This window comes from Micromonospora sp. DT233 (genome assembly GCF_049841815.1).
In the GTDB taxonomy this organism is placed as follows: Bacteria; Actinomycetota; Actinomycetes; order Mycobacteriales; family Micromonosporaceae; genus Micromonospora.
This window is the reverse complement of sequence record NZ_JBNCLB010000004.1, coordinates 285780-300451: the sequence shown is the minus strand read 5'-3', so window position 1 is coordinate 300451 and position 14672 is coordinate 285780. Positions and strand designations below refer to the sequence as shown.

Sequence of the window (14672 nt, the reverse complement as noted above, 5' to 3'; positions counted from 1 at the left end):
GCGGTGGCATCGACATACCGGGCACCCGTGCCAACCGGGGGAAGGGGCGCCATGGGCTAAGGGGGGGGGGCCTTTGCTCCGGATTCCGGAGCATCGGCCGCCGTCCGACACGACACACCTCCGCCCGCCACGACGCCTCGGCGCTCGGCACGACACGCACCGCCGCCCGTCACGGCCATCGACGCCTCGGCGCGCGTCAGCCCGTCAGCCCGTCAGCCCGTCAGCGCGTCAGCGCCTCAGCCCGTCAGCGCCTCAGCCCGTCAGCCCGTCAGCCCGTCAGCCCGTCAGCGCGTCAGCGCCTCAGCTCGTCAGCCCGTCAGCGCCCGGTGTCCGGGTGTTTCGGTGCCTGCGCGGGTCAGCGGGCCGCCAGGGGCTGGCGGGCCGGGTCCACCGGGGCGGGGAGTTCGCCGACGCCACCGAGGTACGCGTGGATCGCGGCGGCGGCCGCGCGCCCCTCGGCGATCGCCCAGACGATCAGCGACGCGCCCCGGTGCATGTCACCGGCGACGAAGACGCCGTCGGTGCCGGTCTGCCAGTCCGGGCGGGCGTCGATGGCGCCCCGACCGTTGCGGGCCAGCCCGAACTGTTCCAGCAGCGGCTGCTGCTCGGTGCCCTCGAAGCCGATCGCCAGCAGCACCAGGTCCGCCGGGAGGTCCCGCTCGGAGCCGGGCAGCGGGGTGACGATGCGCCGGCCGTCGCGCTTCTCGACGGTCACCTCGGCGATCCGGACGGCCTTGACCTGCCCGGTGCCGTCGTCGACGAACTCCTGCACGGCGACGGCGAAGACCCGCTCCCCGCCCTCCTCGTGCGCCGGGTAGTTGCGCAGCACCCACGGCCAGGTGGGCCACGGGTCCCGTTCGGCGTCGCGGCCCTGCGGCGGCTGCGGGTACAGGTCGAGCTGGTGCACCCCGGCGGTGCCCTGGCGGTGGGCCACGCCAAGACAGTCCGCGGCGGTGTCGCCGCCGCCGATGATCACCACGTGCTTGCCGGCCGCGTCGATCGGCGTGCCGTCGGGCAGCACGGCGAGCGCCGGGCGGCCCTCGTCGGCCGCGGCGACCACCCGGTTGGCCGCCACCAGGTGCGTCATCGCCTGGTGCACCCCGCGCAGGGCCCGCCCCGGCGTCTGCGGGGTGTCGCGCCCCTGCAACGCGCCGCAGGCCAGCAACACCGCGTCGTACGCCTCGCGGAGCTGCTCGGCGGTCACGTCGACGCCGACGTCCACCCCGGTGCGGAACCGCACGCCCTCGGCGGTCAACTGTTCGATCCGCCGGTCGACATGCTGCTTCTCCAGCTTGAAGTCGGGGATGCCGTACCGCAGCAGGCCGCCGATCGCGTCGTCGCGCTCGTACACCGTGACGGCGTGACCGGCGCGGGCGAGCTGCTGGGCGGCGGCGAGGCCGGCGGGCCCGGAGCCGACCACGGCGACGGAGCGGCCGGTGGGGGCCGGCGCGGGGCGGGGCGTCAGGCCGCCCCGGGTGACCGCCGCGTCGGCGATCTCCACCTCGACCTGCTTGATGGTGACCGGGTCGCCGCCGCCGATGCCGAGCACGCAGGCGGCCTCGCACGGGGCCGGGCAGAGCCGGCCGGTGAACTCGGGGAAGTTGTTGGTGGCGTGCAGCGACTCCACCGCCGCGTCCCAGTCGCCGGTGCGGACCAGGTCGTTCCAGTCCGGGATGCGGTTGCCCAGCGGGCAGCCGTCGTGGCAGAACGGGATGCCGCAGTCCATGCAGCGGGTGGCCTGCTCGCGGACGAGGTCCTCGCCGGCCGGCGGGTACACCTCGCGCCAGTCGCTGATCCGCACCGGCACGGGGCGGCGCGCGGGCAGCCGCCGGTCGTAGCGCAGGAAACCGTTCGGGTCAGGCACGAGCCACCTCCTGGGCGACAGCCCGCGGGGCGGGCGGCATTGGCGCGTCGACGGGCGTCGACGGGGCGGCCGGGGCGGCCGGTGCCGTCAGTGCGCTCATCACCGCGTCGTCGACGTCACGGCCGGCGGCTTCGGCGGCTCGCATGATCTCCAGCACCCGGCGGTAGTCGCGGGGCACCACGGCGGTGAACTCCTCCACCGCCTCCGGCCAGCGCTTCAGCAGCGCCTCGGCGACCGCCGAGTCGGTCTCGGCGAAGTGCCGCTGCACCAGGTCGTGCAGCCGGTCCCGCTCGGCGTCGCCCAGCGGCGACAGGTCGACCAGCTCGGTGTTGACCCGCCGCCGGTCGAGGTTGCGGACGTACGCGGTGCCGCCGGACATGCCGGCGGCGAAGTTGCGCCCGGTCTCGCCGAGCACCACCACCGTGCCGCCGGTCATGTACTCGCAGCCGTGGTCGCCGACGCCCTCGACGACCGCCACCGCGCCGGAGTTGCGCACCGCGAAGCGCTCGCCGACCCGGCCGCGCAGGAAGACCTCGCCGGCGGTGGCCCCGTACAAGATGGTGTTGCCGGCGATGATCTGGTCCTCGGCGCGCTGCCCCGGCGCGGCCTCACCGGCGACGAACGGCGCGGCGGCGTCCGGGCGGACGACGATCCGGCCGCCGGAGAGCCCCTTGCCGACGTAGTCGTTGGCGTCGCCGTGCAACCGCAGGGTGACCCCGCTCGGCAGGAACGCGCCGAACGACTGCCCGGCGGTGCCGCGCAGCAGGAACTCGATGGTGTCGTTGGGCAGGCCGACGCCGCCGAAGCGGCGGGTGACCTCCCCGCCGAGCATCGCGCCGACGCTGCGGTGCTCGTTGCGCACCGCCACCTCCACCCGCACGGGCGTGCCGTCGGTGAGCGCCGGGCGGGCCAGGGCGAGGAGTTCGTTGTCCAGCGCCAGCTCCAGGCCGTGGTCCTGGGCGCGTACGCCGCGCCGGGCGGCGTCGGCCGGCAGCTCCGGCTGGTGCAGCACCCGGGCGAGGTCCAGCCCGTGGGCCTTCCAGTGGTCCACGGCCGGCACCACGTCGAGCAGCTCGGTCTGCCCGATGGCCTCCTCGATCGACCGCAGGCCCAGCTCGGCGAGGTAGCCCCGGACCTCCTCGGCGAGGAAGAGGAAGAAGTTCTCCACGAACTCCGGGGTGCCGGTGAAGCGCTCGCGCAGCACCGGGTTCTGGGTGGCGATGCCGACCGGGCAGGTGTCCAGGTGACAGACCCGCATCATCACGCAGCCGGAGACGATCAGCGGGGCGGTGGCGAAGCCGAACTCCTCCGCGCCGAGCAGCGCCGCGACCAGCACGTCCCGGCCGGTCTTGAGCTGCCCGTCAACCTGCACGGTGACCCGGTCGCGCAGCTTGTTGAGCAGCAGCGTCTGCTGCGCCTCGGCCAGGCCCAGCTCCCAGGGGGTGCCGGCGTGCTTGAGGGAGTTCAGCGGCGACGCCCCGGTGCCGCCGTCGTGGCCGGAGATCAGGATGACGTCGGCCTTGAGCTTCGCCACGCCCGCCGCGACCGTGCCGACGCCGACCTCGCTGACCAGCTTGACGTGCACCCGGGCGGCCGGGTTGACGCACTTGAGGTCGTGCACGAGCTGCGCGAGGTCCTCGATGGAGTAGATGTCGTGGTGCGGCGGCGGGGAGATCAGGCCGACGCCGGGGGTGGCGTGCCGGGTCCGGGCGATCCACGGCCAGACCTTGTTGCCGGGGAGCTGGCCGCCCTCGCCGGGCTTCGCCCCCTGGGCCATCTTGATCTGCAGGTCGTCGGCGTTGACCAGGTATTCGCTGGTCACCCCGAAGCGGCCGGAGGCGATCTGCTTGACCGCCGAGCGACGGGCCGGGTCGTGCAGCCGCTCGACGTCCTCGCCACCCTCGCCGGTGTTGGACTTGCCGCCGAGGCGGTTCATCGCGATGGCGAGGGTCTCGTGCGCCTCGGCGGAGATCGACCCGTACGACATGGCGCCGGTGGCGAAGCGCTTGACGATCTCGGTGGCCGGCTCGACCTCGTCGATCGGCACCGGCGGGCGGGCCCCGGTGCGCAGGGTGAACAGGCCGCGCAGCGAGCCGGCCTGCGCGGCCAGCTCGTCGACCTTGGCGGTGTACTGGCGGAACACGTCGTACTGGCGGCTGCGGGTGGCGTGCTGGAGTAGGAAGACCGTCTCCGGGTTGAACAGGTGCAGCTCGCCCTCGCGGCGCCACTGGTACTCGCCGCCGACCTCGAGCCGGTCGGAGGCCACCGCCCCCGGCGGCGGCCAGGCCAGCGCGTGCCGGGCGGCGACCTCGGCGTGCACGCCGTGCAGGTCGATGCCGCCGATGGTGCTGGGGGTGCCCCGGAAGTACCGGTGGACGAGGCGGGCGTCCAGGCCCACGGCCTCGAAGACCTGCGCCCCGCAGTAGGACGACACGGTCGAGATGCCCATCTTGGACATGATCTTCAGGACGCCCTTGCCGAGCGCCTTGACGTAGTTGCGCACCGCCTTCGCCGCCAGCCGCGCTGGCGGCTCATCCGGCTCAGCCGGCTCCACTCGGGTGATCACCCCGGTGGTGATCATGTCCTCCACCGACTCGAACGCCAGATAGGGGTTGACCGCCGCCGCGCCGTAGCCGATGAGCACGGCCGCGTGGTGCACCTCCCGGCAGTCGCCGGACTCCACGATCAACGCCACCTGGGTGCGGGTCTGCTCCCGCACCAGGTGCTGGTGCACGGCGGCGGTGAGCAGCAACGACGGGATCGGGGCCAGGTCCGCGTTGGAGTCGCGGTCGGAGAGGACCAGGATGCGTACGCCGTCCTCGATCGCCTCGGAGACGTGCCGGCAGATCTCGGTGAGCCGGGCCTTGATCCCGGCGCCGCCGTCGCGGACCCGGTAGAGCCCGGAGACCCGCACGGCCTTGAAGCCGGGCAGGTCGCCGTCCTCGTCGATGCAGAGGATCTTGGCCAGCTCGTCGTTGTCGATCACCGGATAGGGCAGCACGATCTGCCGGCAGCTCGCCGGGCCCGGGTCGAGCAGGTTGGCCTCCGCGCCGATGGTGGCCTGCAGGCTGGTCACCAGCTCCTCGCGGATGGCGTCCAGCGGCGGGTTGGTGACCTGGGCGAAGAGCTGGTGGAAGTAGTCGTAGAGCAGCCGGGGTCGGGTCGACAGCGGGGCGATCGGCGTGTCGGTGCCCATCGAGCCCAGCGGCTCCGCGCCGGTGCGGGCCATCGGCGCGAGGAGGATCTTCAGCTCCTCCTGCGAGTACCCGAAGGTCTGCTGCCGGCGGCGCACCGAGTCGTGGGTGTAGACCACGTGCTCGCGCGCCGGCAGGTCGCCCAGCTCGATCAGCCCGGCGTGCAGCCACTCGTCGTACGGCTGCGCGGCGGCCAGCTCGGCCTTGATCTCGTCGTCGGAGACGATCCGCCCGGCGACCGTGTCGACCAGGAACATCCGCCCCGGCTGCAGCCGCCCCTTGGCGACCACGGTGGCCGGGTCGAGGTCGAGCACGCCGGCCTCGCTGCCCAGCACCACCAGGCCGTCGGCGGTGTGCCACCAGCGGCCCGGCCGCAGGCCGTTGCGGTCGAGTACCGCGCCGACGATCTCGCCGTCGGTGAACGCCACCGACGCCGGCCCGTCCCACGGCTCCATCAGGCTGGCGTGGAACCGGTAGAAGGCGCGCTCGTCGGCCCGCATGTCCGGGTCGTTCTCCCACGCCTCGGGGATCATCATCAGCACCGCGTGCGGCAGGCTGCGCCCGGCCAGGTGCAGCAGCTCCAGCACCTCGTCGAAGTTCGCCGAGTCGGAGGCGGCGGGGGTGCAGACCGGGAAGACCCGGCGGATGTTGCCCGGGATGTGCGGGCTGCGCAGCAGCGCCTCGCGGGCCTGCATCCAGTTCCGGTTGCCCCGGATCGTGTTGATCTCGCCGTTGTGCGCGATGAACCGGTACGGGTGGGCCAGCGGCCAGGACGGGAACGTGTTCGTGGAGAACCGGGAGTGCACCAGCGCGATGGCGCTGACCACCCGCTCGTCGGTCAGGTCCGGGAAGAACTGCGGAAGCTGGTCGGGGGTGAGCATCCCCTTGAAGACCATGGTCCGGGCCGACAGCGACGGGAAGTACGCCGGCACGCCCCGCTCCGCGCTCTCCCGCTCGGCCTGCTTGCGCACGCAGAACGCCACCCGGTCCAGGTCCAGACCGGTCAGCGGGGAGCCGGCCGGGCCGGCGGGCGAGTCGGTGAGCCGGCGCGCGGCCAGGAAGAGCTGCCGCACCCGGGGCAGCGCCGCGAGGGCGCTCTCGCCGAGGCCGCTCGCGTCGGTCGGCACGTCCCGCCAGCCGAGCACGTCGGCGCCCTCGACCAGCGCGTACTTCTCCAGCACCCGGCGGGACCGGGCCTCGGCGGCGTCGTCGTCGGGGAGGAAGACCAGGCCGGTGGCGTACTCGCCGGCCGGCGGCAGCGGGAAGTCCACCACCGCGCGCAGGAACGCGTCCGGCACCTGGATCATGATGCCGGCCCCGTCGCCGGTGTTCTGCTCCGCGCCGCGCGCGCCCCGGTGGTCCAGCCGAAGCAGGGCACCGAGGCCGCTGGCCACCACCGCGTGGGAGCGCCGGCCGTACAGGTCGGCCACGAAGGCCACCCCGCAGGCGTCATGCTCGTACGCGGGGTCGTAGAGGCCGGCTGCGCGCGGGGCCGACTGCGGGCTGGAAGGGTACGAAAAAGCCACCGGGCCTCCTGTCGTCACTCAGGTCAACACATGGCGGGACGACGTCGGCCCTTATGGGTCTATTGAGTCTACGTTAGGGGTTGCCACGCAAGGCCAGTTCAGATTGATCACACTTCCAGATGCTGGGAAGGGTAGTCTCGCGCGGTGGATGACGTACGTCTGGGCAACGCTGCGACGTTCGAGCGGCTCGAGCACTTCTACGACGCGGTGCCCCGCGATGTGGCCCGCGTGGAGGAGCACGGCCCCCTGGTCCTCTTCGTCCGGGAAGGCCCCGGTTGGCCGTTCTACGCGCGGCCCCGCCTCGACGCCACCGCGCCGGTCTCGGTCGCCGACGTCACCGCCGTGCGGCAGCGGCAGCGGCAGCTGGGCCAGCCGGAGGCCTTCGAGTGGGTGCACGAGCGCAACCCGGACCTGCTGGCGGTCACCCGCGCGGCGGGGCTGGCCGTGCTGGAGGCCCCGCTGATGGTGCTCGACCCGGCGGCGGCGCTGGCCGCCCCCGCGGACTTCACCGACGTACCGGTGCGGCTGCTGGACCCCGCCGCGCCCGGCTTCGCCGCCGACGTGGCCGCCCGGCGCGCGGTCGCCGCGGTCGGCTTCGCCGTCGCCGGCACCGCCCGGGGTGAGGTCGGCCCGGCGCAGCGCGACGCGGCGATCACCGAGCTGGACGCGGCCTCGCTGGAGGAGGAGCGGTCCCGCACCGCCGACGGCCGCCGCCTCTCCGTGCTCGCCGAGACGCCCACCGAGGGCGCGTTGGCCAGCGGAATGGCGATGCCGGTCGGGGACACCGCCGAGATCGCCGGGGTGGCCACCCTCCCGTCGGCCCGCCGCCGGGGCCTCGCCGCGGCGGTCACCGCCGCGCTCGCCCACGCGCTGCGCCGGGCCGGCGTCGATCTGATCTTCCTCTCCGCCGGCAGCGAGGAGATCGCCCGCGTCTACCTGCGGGTCGGCTTCCGCCGGCTCGGCACCGCCTGCATCGCCGAGCCCAGCGCGCTCATCTGAGCGCCGATCCGTCGGCGGGCCGGTCGGGGACCGGCCCGCAACGGCGGCCCTACCCGGGCAACCAGGCCCGGAAGTACCAGCCGTTGTATTCGCTGTTGGGCAGGGTGCGGTATTCGCAGTTGCCGCTCACCTCGCCCCAGTAACTGGCGTCGATGCGGTAGAGCTCGCACTCCTCGTAGGTCACGAAGTAGCCGTGCCAGTCGAATTGCACGGCGGCGGCCGGGGCCGGCGCGACGGTGAGGCTGACGGCTGCCGTGGCGACGGCGACAGCCGCGAGGCGGGTGAGCCGGCGGCGGAGCGGCTGGGGCATGGCGAGTCCTTCCGGAGCGGCGACGAACCTGCCCGGCCATCATAAATCCACGGTTACCGATTTATGATCGGCCATCCGGGCAGCCGGACCCGCCGCTGCCGGCGGATGCCCCGGCACCGCTCCCCTGTGGCCTGCCTGGCTGGGCGGCGGGTCAGGACGGAGGGCGCCAGCGGGCGGCGGAGGTGGCGGCGCTGGAGAGCAGCCGGGGGCTGAGCGTGCCCAGGGCCGCGTCGCGGGCCCGCAGGGCCAGCCGGCCCCGGGCCTGGAGCACCGCCGACATCCGGCGGGTCTGCCGCACCACCGTGGCCGCGCGGGGCCGGCGCAGCCGGTCGTACGCCGTGACGGCGTCCGGCAGGCGGGTCTCGCGCAGCAGCGAGGCGAGGGTGGCCGCGTCCTCGAACGCGAGGCAGGCCCCCTGGCCCAGGTGCGGGGGCATGGCGTGGGCGGCGTCGCCGAGCAGCACCACCCCACCCGGCCCGGCCGGGAAGCCGTACGCGCGCGGCAGCGGGCGCAACTCGCGGATCTCCTGCTGCACCAGGTCGGCCGGGTCGGTGGCGTCGAGCAGCTCCCCGATCGGGTCGGGCCAGCCGGCGTACCAGCGGCGCAGCAGGGCGAGCTGGGTCTCCGGGGACTCCGGCCGGGGCGCACCGGCGGCGGTGGCCACCCAGTAGACGCCGCCCCGACTGGAACCACCGCCGGAGGAGCCGCGTTCGCCCAGCGAGGCGGCCACGAAGCGGTACCCGGCGCCCAGGGTCTCCCCGCCGACCGGCTGGTCCGGCGCGAGCCGGGGGGCCTTGTACCAGGGGACGACCGCCCGCCAGGCGGCGCAGCCGGAGCTGACCACCCTCGACTCGGGGGCCAACTGCCGGCGGATCTCGCTGTCGATGCCGTCCGCCGCGATGACCAGGTCGGCCTCGAAGCGCTGCCGGCCGTCGCCGACCGAGGGCCGCTCCCCCGCCTCGGCCCGCGCGGTACGCACCGCCACGCCGGTACGCAGCTCCACCCGCTCGCCGAGGCCGGCGATCAGCGTGTCGTGCAGGTCCTCCCGGTGCACCACCACCGGCGTCCGGTCGGCCGGGACGGGGCGGGGCTGCACCAGCCAGTGTCCGTCGGGGCGGCGTACCCCGCCGTCGGGCAGCGGGGTGGCGATCGCGTCCAGCCCCGCGCCGAGGCCCAGGGCGCGCAGCGCGCGTACCCCGTTGGGCCAGAGCACGACGGCCGTCGGCTCCGGGCGGACCCGGTCGGCGCGCTCCAGCAGGGTGACCTGCCACCCGGACCGGGCCAGCGCGCCGGCGACCGCGAGGCCGCCGATCCCGGCCCCAACCACCACCGCGGTACGCATTGCCGTCCCTCCCCCGCTCAGCTCTCCCGGTCGGTGGCGCGGCGGTCGGCGGCGCCGGCCCGCTCGTCGCCCAACCGCACGTCGTCGGCCGGCGAGGCGGCGGGCGCGTCGCCGGCCGCCGCGTCGACCTCGCCGCTCGCGTCGACCTTGCCGCTCGCCTCGGCACTGCGGCTCGCGTCGGCACTGCCGCTCGCGTCGGCACTGCCGCTCGCGTCGGCACTGCCGCTCGCGTCGGCACTGCCGCTCGCGTCGGTCTTGCCGCTCGCGTCGGTCTTGTCGCTCGCGTCGGTCTTGTCGATCGCGTCGGCCGTTGGTTCGCCCTCGGGGGCGTCGACGTCCGCCGGTTGCCGGCTCGCCGCGTCGGCGTCGGGGACGTCGGGGACGACTCCGGTCTCCTGGTAGGCGCGGAACTGCTCCTCGCTGACCACCCGGTAGCCCTCGGGTGCGCTCGCCTGCGCGCCGGTCTCCCGCTCGGAGAGGTCGACCTGGGAGACGTCGCCGCCGGTAGGAGCCGGGACGGCGGCGGGCCCGCCGAGCGGGACCAGGTATTCCCGGGGGCCACGGACCCGCAGGAAGTAGATCAGCGCGCCGAGGAAGACCAGGACGGCCGTGAAGACGTTGAGCCGGACGCCGAAGATCTCGGTGGCCTCGTCGGTGCGCATCAGCTCGATCCAGAACCGGCCGGCGGTGTAGCCCATCACGTAGAGCGCGAACGCCCGCCCCCGGCCCAGCCGCAGCTTGCGGTCGAGGACCAGGACCAGCACGGCGACGCCGACGTTCCACAGCGCCTCGTAGAGGAACGTCGGGTGGTAGAGGCCGGGCAGCAGCACCGGCTCACCGTCGACGACCTCCGCGTGCCCGGGGTTACTCGGGTCCATGTCGTGGATCCGCAGCCCCCAGGGCAGGGTCGTCAGGCCCCCGTAGAGCTCGTTGTTGAACCAGTTGCCGAGCCGGCCCACGGCCTGCGCCAGGGGCAGGCCCGGGGCGAGCGCGTCGGCCACCACGGCGAACGGGATGCCGAGCTGACGGGCGGCGATCCAGGCGCCGAGCGCCCCACCGGCCACCGCGCCCCAGATGCCCAGGCCACCCTCCCAGATGGCGAACGCCTTCAGCGGGTCGCCGCCGTCGCCGAAGTAGGGCCCCGGGGAGGTGATCACGTGGTAGATCCGGGCACCGATGATGCCGAACGGCACCGCCCAGACGGCGATGTCGAGCACCGCGCCCGGGGCGACGCCGCGTCGGCGCAGCCGGCGCTCGGTGACCACGCAGGCCACCACGATGCCGGCGATGATGCAGAGCGCGTACGCCCGCAGGGGCAGCGGGCCAATTTGCCAGACGGCCGTGCTCGGGCTCGGCAGCGCCGCCAGGGGGATCGTCGGAGCGAGGGTCACGGGCCACACGCTACCGCTGCGTACCGCCTCGGCGGCACCCCGGTCCATCGCCCCGCCGCCCCCCGCCCCCGCCCGCTTCGTCGATCATGGACCCGTGGTGCCGGCTACGCCCGTTCGGCGGCATTTGCGGGGCAGCACAACTCCATGATCGACGCGGGGTGGGGGGGTGGGGGGGTGGGGGGTGGGGTGGGGTGGGGGGTGGGTTAGGGGTGGGGGGTGCGGACGCCCTTGGCGAGGTCGGCGGTGAGGGTGCGCAGGGCCGTCAGGGCGTCTGCCGGGGTTGGGGCGTCCAGGACGCAGCGGACCAGGGCGCTGCCGACGATCACGCCGTCGGCGTAGCCGGCGACCGTGCCGGCCTGCGCGCCGGTGCCGACGCCCAACCCGACGCCGACCGGCAGGTCGGTGACCGCGCGGACCCGGTCGACCAGCACCGGAGCGGCGTCGGAGGTCTGCGCCCGCGCGCCGGTGACGCCCATGATCGCGGTGGCGTAGACGAAGCCCCGGCAGTGCTCGACGGTCATCTTCAGCCGCGCGTCGGTCGACGACGGGGAGACCAGGAAGGTGCGGTCCAGGCCGTGCGCGTCCGAGGCGGCCAGCCACTCGTCGGCCTCGTCGGGGATCAGGTCCGGGGTGATCAGGCCGGTGCCGCCGGCCGAGGCCAGGTCCCGGGCGAAGGCGTCGACGCCGTACTGCTCGATGGGGTTCCAGTAGGTCATCGTGACCACCGGGGCGCCGGTGGCCGCGACGGCCTCGACGATGCGCAGCGTGTCGGCGGTGCGGACGCCGCCGGCCAGGGCGATGTCGCTGGCCCGCTGGATCACCGGGCCGTCCATCACCGGGTCGGAGTACGGGATCTCCACCTCGATCACGTCCACCCCGGCCTGCACCATCGCGGTCATCGCCGCGATGCTGCCGTCGACGGTGGGGAACCCGGCCGGCATGCAGCCGACCAGCACGGCCCGCCCCTGCGCACGGGCGGAGTCGAAGGCTGCCCCGATCCGGCTCACGTTCTCACTGCTCCTTGTCGAGGATGCCGAAGTACTCGCCGGCGGTGTGCACGTCCTTGTCGCCCCGGCCGGAGAGGTTGACCACGATGAGCGGCTCCCGGCCCAGCTCGGCGGCGAGCCCCGGGGCGATCTTGAGCGCGCCGGCGAGGGCGTGGGAGCTCTCGATCGCGGGGATGATCCCCTCGGTGCGGCAGAGCAGCTCGAACGCGGCCATCGCCTCGGCGTCGGTGATCGGCGCGTACGTCGCCCGGCCGCTGTCGTGCAGCCAGGCGTGCTCCGGCCCGACGCCCGGGTAGTCCAGGCCGGCCGAGATCGAGTGCGACTCGATCGTCTGCCCGTCGGCGTTCTGCAGCACGTACGTGCGGGCGCCGTGCAGCACCCCGGAGGAGCCGCCGGTGATGCTGGCGGCGTGCCGGCCGGTATCCATGCCGTCGCCGCCGGCCTCGAAGCCGTAGAGCCGCACCCCGGGGTCGTCGACGAAGGCGTGGAAGATGCCGAGCGCGTTGGAGCCGCCGCCGACGCAGGCCGCGACCGCGTCGGGCAGCGCGCCCGTGAGGTCGAGGCACTGCGCGCGGGCCTCCTCGCCGATGCCCCGGACGAAGTCGCGGACCATCTCCGGGAACGGGTGCGGGCCGGCGGCGGTGCCGATCAGGTAGTGGGTGTCGTCGACGTTGGCGACCCAGTCCCGCATCGCCTCGTTCATCGCGTCCTTGAGGGTGCGCGAGCCGTTGGTGACCGGGACGACGGTGGCCCCGAGCATCCGCATCCGGGCCACGTTGAGCGCCTGCCGCTCGGTGTCGACCTCGCCCATGTAGACCACGCAGTCGAGGTCGAACAGGGCGGCGGCGGTCGCGGTGGCCACCCCGTGCTGCCCGGCCCCGGTCTCGGCGATCACCCGCCGCTTGCCCATCCGCCGGGTCAGCAGCGCCTGGCCGAGCACGTTGCGCACCTTGTGCGCCCCGGTGTGGTTGAGGTCCTCCCGCTTGAGCAGCACCCGCGCGCCGATCTTGGCGGAGAAGCGCTGCGCCGCGTAGAGCAGCGAGGGGGTGCCGGCGTAGTCGCGCAGCAGGGCGTCGAACTCGGCGCGGAACGCCTCGTCGCCCATCGCCTTGCGGTACGCGGCGTCCAGCTCGTCGAGCGCCGCGACCAGCGCCTCCGGGACGAACCGGCCGCCGAACCGGCCGAAGTGGCCGGCGGCGTCGGGGAGCTGGCCGGCCGGGGCCGGCACGTTGGCGCTCATCGCGGGTGTCCTCTCGCTGCTGCTCGTCGAACGGCGCGGCTCAGCGCGCCGGCCGGGGCGTCGCCGGGTGGTTGCCGGCGTTGACCAGGCCGGCCACCGCCTCGCGAGGGCTGGCGTGGGTGACCAGGCCCTCGCCGACCAGCACGGCGTCGGCGCCGGCCGAGGCGTACCGGATCAGGTCGTGCGGGCCGCGCACCCCGGACTCGGCGATCTTGACGACGCTGCTGGGCAGGCCGGGAGCGATCCGCTCGAAGACGGAGCGGTCGACCTCCAGGGTACGCAGGTCGCGGGCGTTGACCCCGATGACCTGGGCACCTGCCTCCAGCGCCCGGTCGGCCTCCTCCTCGGTGTGCACCTCGACCAGCCCGGTCATGCCCAGCGACTCGATCCGCTCCAGCAGCCCCACCAGGGCGTTCTGCTCCAGCGCGGCGACGATCAGCAGGACCAGGTCGGCGCCGTGCGCGCGGGCCTCGTGCACCTGGTAGCTGGAGACCACGAAGTCCTTGCGCAGCACCGGGACCTTCACCGCCGCCCGGACGGCCGCCAGGTCGTCCAGCGACCCGCCGAACCAGCGCCCCTCGGTGAGCACGCTGATCGCCCGCGCGCCGCCGGCCGCGTACTCCCCGGCGAGCTCCGCCGGGTCGACGATGTCGGCCAGTTGCCCCCGCGACGGCGAGGAGCGCTTCACCTCGGCGATCACCGCGACGCCGGGACGACGCAGGGCCGCGTACGCGTCCAGCGGCGGCGGCGCGGCGGCGGCCAACTCGCGGATCCGCTCCATCGGGAGCTGCTCCTGCCGCCGGGCGACGTCCTCGCGGACGCCGGCCAGGATCTCTTCGAGCACGCCTCCGGACGCCGCCGGAGCGGCTTCGTCCCCCTCCGCGCGCTGATGGTCAGCAGTCACCAACGGACTCCCCTCTCCGGGTGTCATGGGCCGATGCTAGGCGGCGCCACCTGGGACCAGGTCCCGGGGGTATGGCGCTCCTCACGAGATGGGCTGCGGCATAATGCCAGACTTCCGGTGAACGCCAGGTCACCCAGCGCGACCGGGCTCGCCGGGCGGGATGACCCCGCAGCCGGCGCGCACGCCGACCAGCCCATCGACGAGCGCCCATATTCATGCATCCATTGTCGTGCACCGGCGGGGTCCGGCGCATCCGCAGTGCCGGCCGTGACCACAGTGCCGGCTGTGACGTTGCCGGCCGTGACGAGAGTGCGGGCTGTGACAAGGAGCGCCGGCTGTGACGAAGGTCAAGGCGGAACGGCCCTGCCCCGCCCACCCGGGCCGGCGCAGAGTTGACGTGCCGGCCATCACGGCGAAACGTGAGCCCGGCATCGTCGAAGTCGGGCAGACTCGATGGCGTGCCTGCCCGAGGCCGAGGACGGCGCGGCCACGCGCCGGCCTGAACCGTCGGAACGATTCGTGCGGGGTGACGAGATGAGCACTGCCGGGCCCAACCCGAGCATCGGACTGACCACCATCTCCCGTACCGTCGCGTCGCTCGCCGTCGAGGTGGTGCACGTCGTGGAGCGGGCCGTGGTGGGCGACGACCGGATCCGCACCGCGCGCGGCAACGCCTGGGAGGCCGTCTGCGCCGACCGGGCCCGCGCCGACCAGCGCGCCGAGCTGGAGCGTCTGGTGGCCGAGCTGGCCGCCGCCCGCGACCGCCAGCCGGTCGGCTGACCGCCGGGCCGGTCCGCGACCCGCCGGAAGTGGTCCACCGGCCAGCGCGCCGGTCCTCACCGGGCCCGGCGGGCCGTCGGGTCAGTCGGCCGTCGGCGGGTCAGTCGGCCGTCGG

At 74.5% G+C, this 14672-nt stretch carries 9 protein-coding genes and 1 pseudogene; 2 read left to right on the top strand and 8 right to left on the bottom strand.

Going from position 1 to position 14672, the window contains the following annotated elements; translation table 11 throughout:
• Positions 1-355: 355 nt before the first annotated feature.
• Positions 356-1864, bottom strand: a complete 1509-nt coding sequence (locus ACLQ2V_RS12475; protein WP_425718588.1) for a glutamate synthase subunit beta — start codon at positions 1862-1864, stop codon at positions 356-358.
• On the bottom strand, positions 1857-6584 hold the full coding sequence (gene gltB, locus ACLQ2V_RS12470; protein ID WP_425718587.1) for a glutamate synthase large subunit: 4728 nt from the start codon (positions 6582-6584) through the stop codon (positions 1857-1859). The genes ACLQ2V_RS12475 and gltB overlap by 8 nt, the downstream gene beginning before the upstream one ends.
• Before the next feature lie 144 nt (positions 6585-6728).
• Between gltB and ACLQ2V_RS12465 the strand changes: the two genes are divergently transcribed.
• Positions 6729-7583 carry a GNAT family N-acetyltransferase gene (locus ACLQ2V_RS12465; protein WP_425718586.1) on the top strand — a complete coding sequence of 285 codons (855 nt, stop codon included), beginning with the start codon at positions 6729-6731 and terminating at the stop codon, positions 7581-7583.
• Positions 7584-7632: 49 nt separating this feature from the next.
• Here the strand turns inward: ACLQ2V_RS12465 and ACLQ2V_RS12460 are convergent, their stop codons facing one another.
• The 6 genes and pseudogenes from ACLQ2V_RS12460 to trpC all read right to left on the bottom strand — a co-directional run bounded on the left by ACLQ2V_RS12460 (position 7633) and on the right by trpC (position 13717).
• On the bottom strand, positions 7633-7893 hold the full coding sequence (locus tag ACLQ2V_RS12460; RefSeq protein ID WP_425718585.1) for a hypothetical protein: 261 nt from the start codon (positions 7891-7893) through the stop codon (positions 7633-7635).
• Between the two features lie 151 nt (positions 7894-8044).
• Positions 8045-9235: an FAD-dependent monooxygenase gene (locus ACLQ2V_RS12455; protein ID WP_425718584.1), complete on the bottom strand. Its 1191-nt coding sequence runs from the start codon at positions 9233-9235 to the stop codon at positions 8045-8047.
• Between the two features lie 293 nt (positions 9236-9528).
• A pseudogene (gene lgt / locus ACLQ2V_RS12450) lies at positions 9529-10626 on the bottom strand (prolipoprotein diacylglyceryl transferase); the annotation flags it as partial.
• Positions 10627-10829: 203 nt separating this feature from the next.
• Positions 10830-11633, bottom strand: coding sequence for a tryptophan synthase subunit alpha (gene trpA / locus ACLQ2V_RS12445; RefSeq protein ID WP_425718583.1), 804 nt, complete (start codon positions 11631-11633; stop codon positions 10830-10832).
• A 4-nt stretch (positions 11634-11637) separates the two neighbouring features.
• Positions 11638-12873 carry a tryptophan synthase subunit beta gene (trpB, locus tag ACLQ2V_RS12440; protein WP_425718582.1) on the bottom strand — a complete coding sequence of 412 codons (1236 nt, stop codon included), beginning with the start codon at positions 12871-12873 and terminating at the stop codon, positions 11638-11640.
• A gap of 40 nt (positions 12874-12913) precedes the next feature.
• Complete coding sequence (gene trpC, locus ACLQ2V_RS12435) at positions 12914-13717, bottom strand: indole-3-glycerol phosphate synthase TrpC (protein ID WP_425718830.1); 804 nt, start codon at positions 13715-13717, stop codon at positions 12914-12916.
• Positions 13718-14311: 594 nt separating this feature from the next.
• Between trpC and ACLQ2V_RS12430 the strand changes: the two genes are divergently transcribed.
• On the top strand, positions 14312-14557 hold the full coding sequence (locus ACLQ2V_RS12430) for a hypothetical protein (protein ID WP_425718581.1): 246 nt from the start codon (positions 14312-14314) through the stop codon (positions 14555-14557).
• Positions 14558-14672: the final 115 nt, after the last annotated feature.

Coding starts and splice junctions, on each gene's coding strand:
- ACLQ2V_RS12460 (WP_425718585.1), bottom strand. CDS start 7,893: ATGCCCCAGCCGCTCCGCCGCCGGCTCACCCGCCTCGCGGCTGTCGCC.
- ACLQ2V_RS12455 (WP_425718584.1), bottom strand. CDS start 9,235: ATGCGTACCGCGGTGGTGGTTGGGGCCGGGATCGGCGGCCTCGCGGTC.
- trpB (WP_425718582.1), bottom strand. CDS start 12,873: ATGAGCGCCAACGTGCCGGCCCCGGCCGGCCAGCTCCCCGACGCCGCC.
- ACLQ2V_RS12430 (WP_425718581.1), top strand. CDS start 14,312: ATGAGCACTGCCGGGCCCAACCCGAGCATCGGACTGACCACCATCTCC.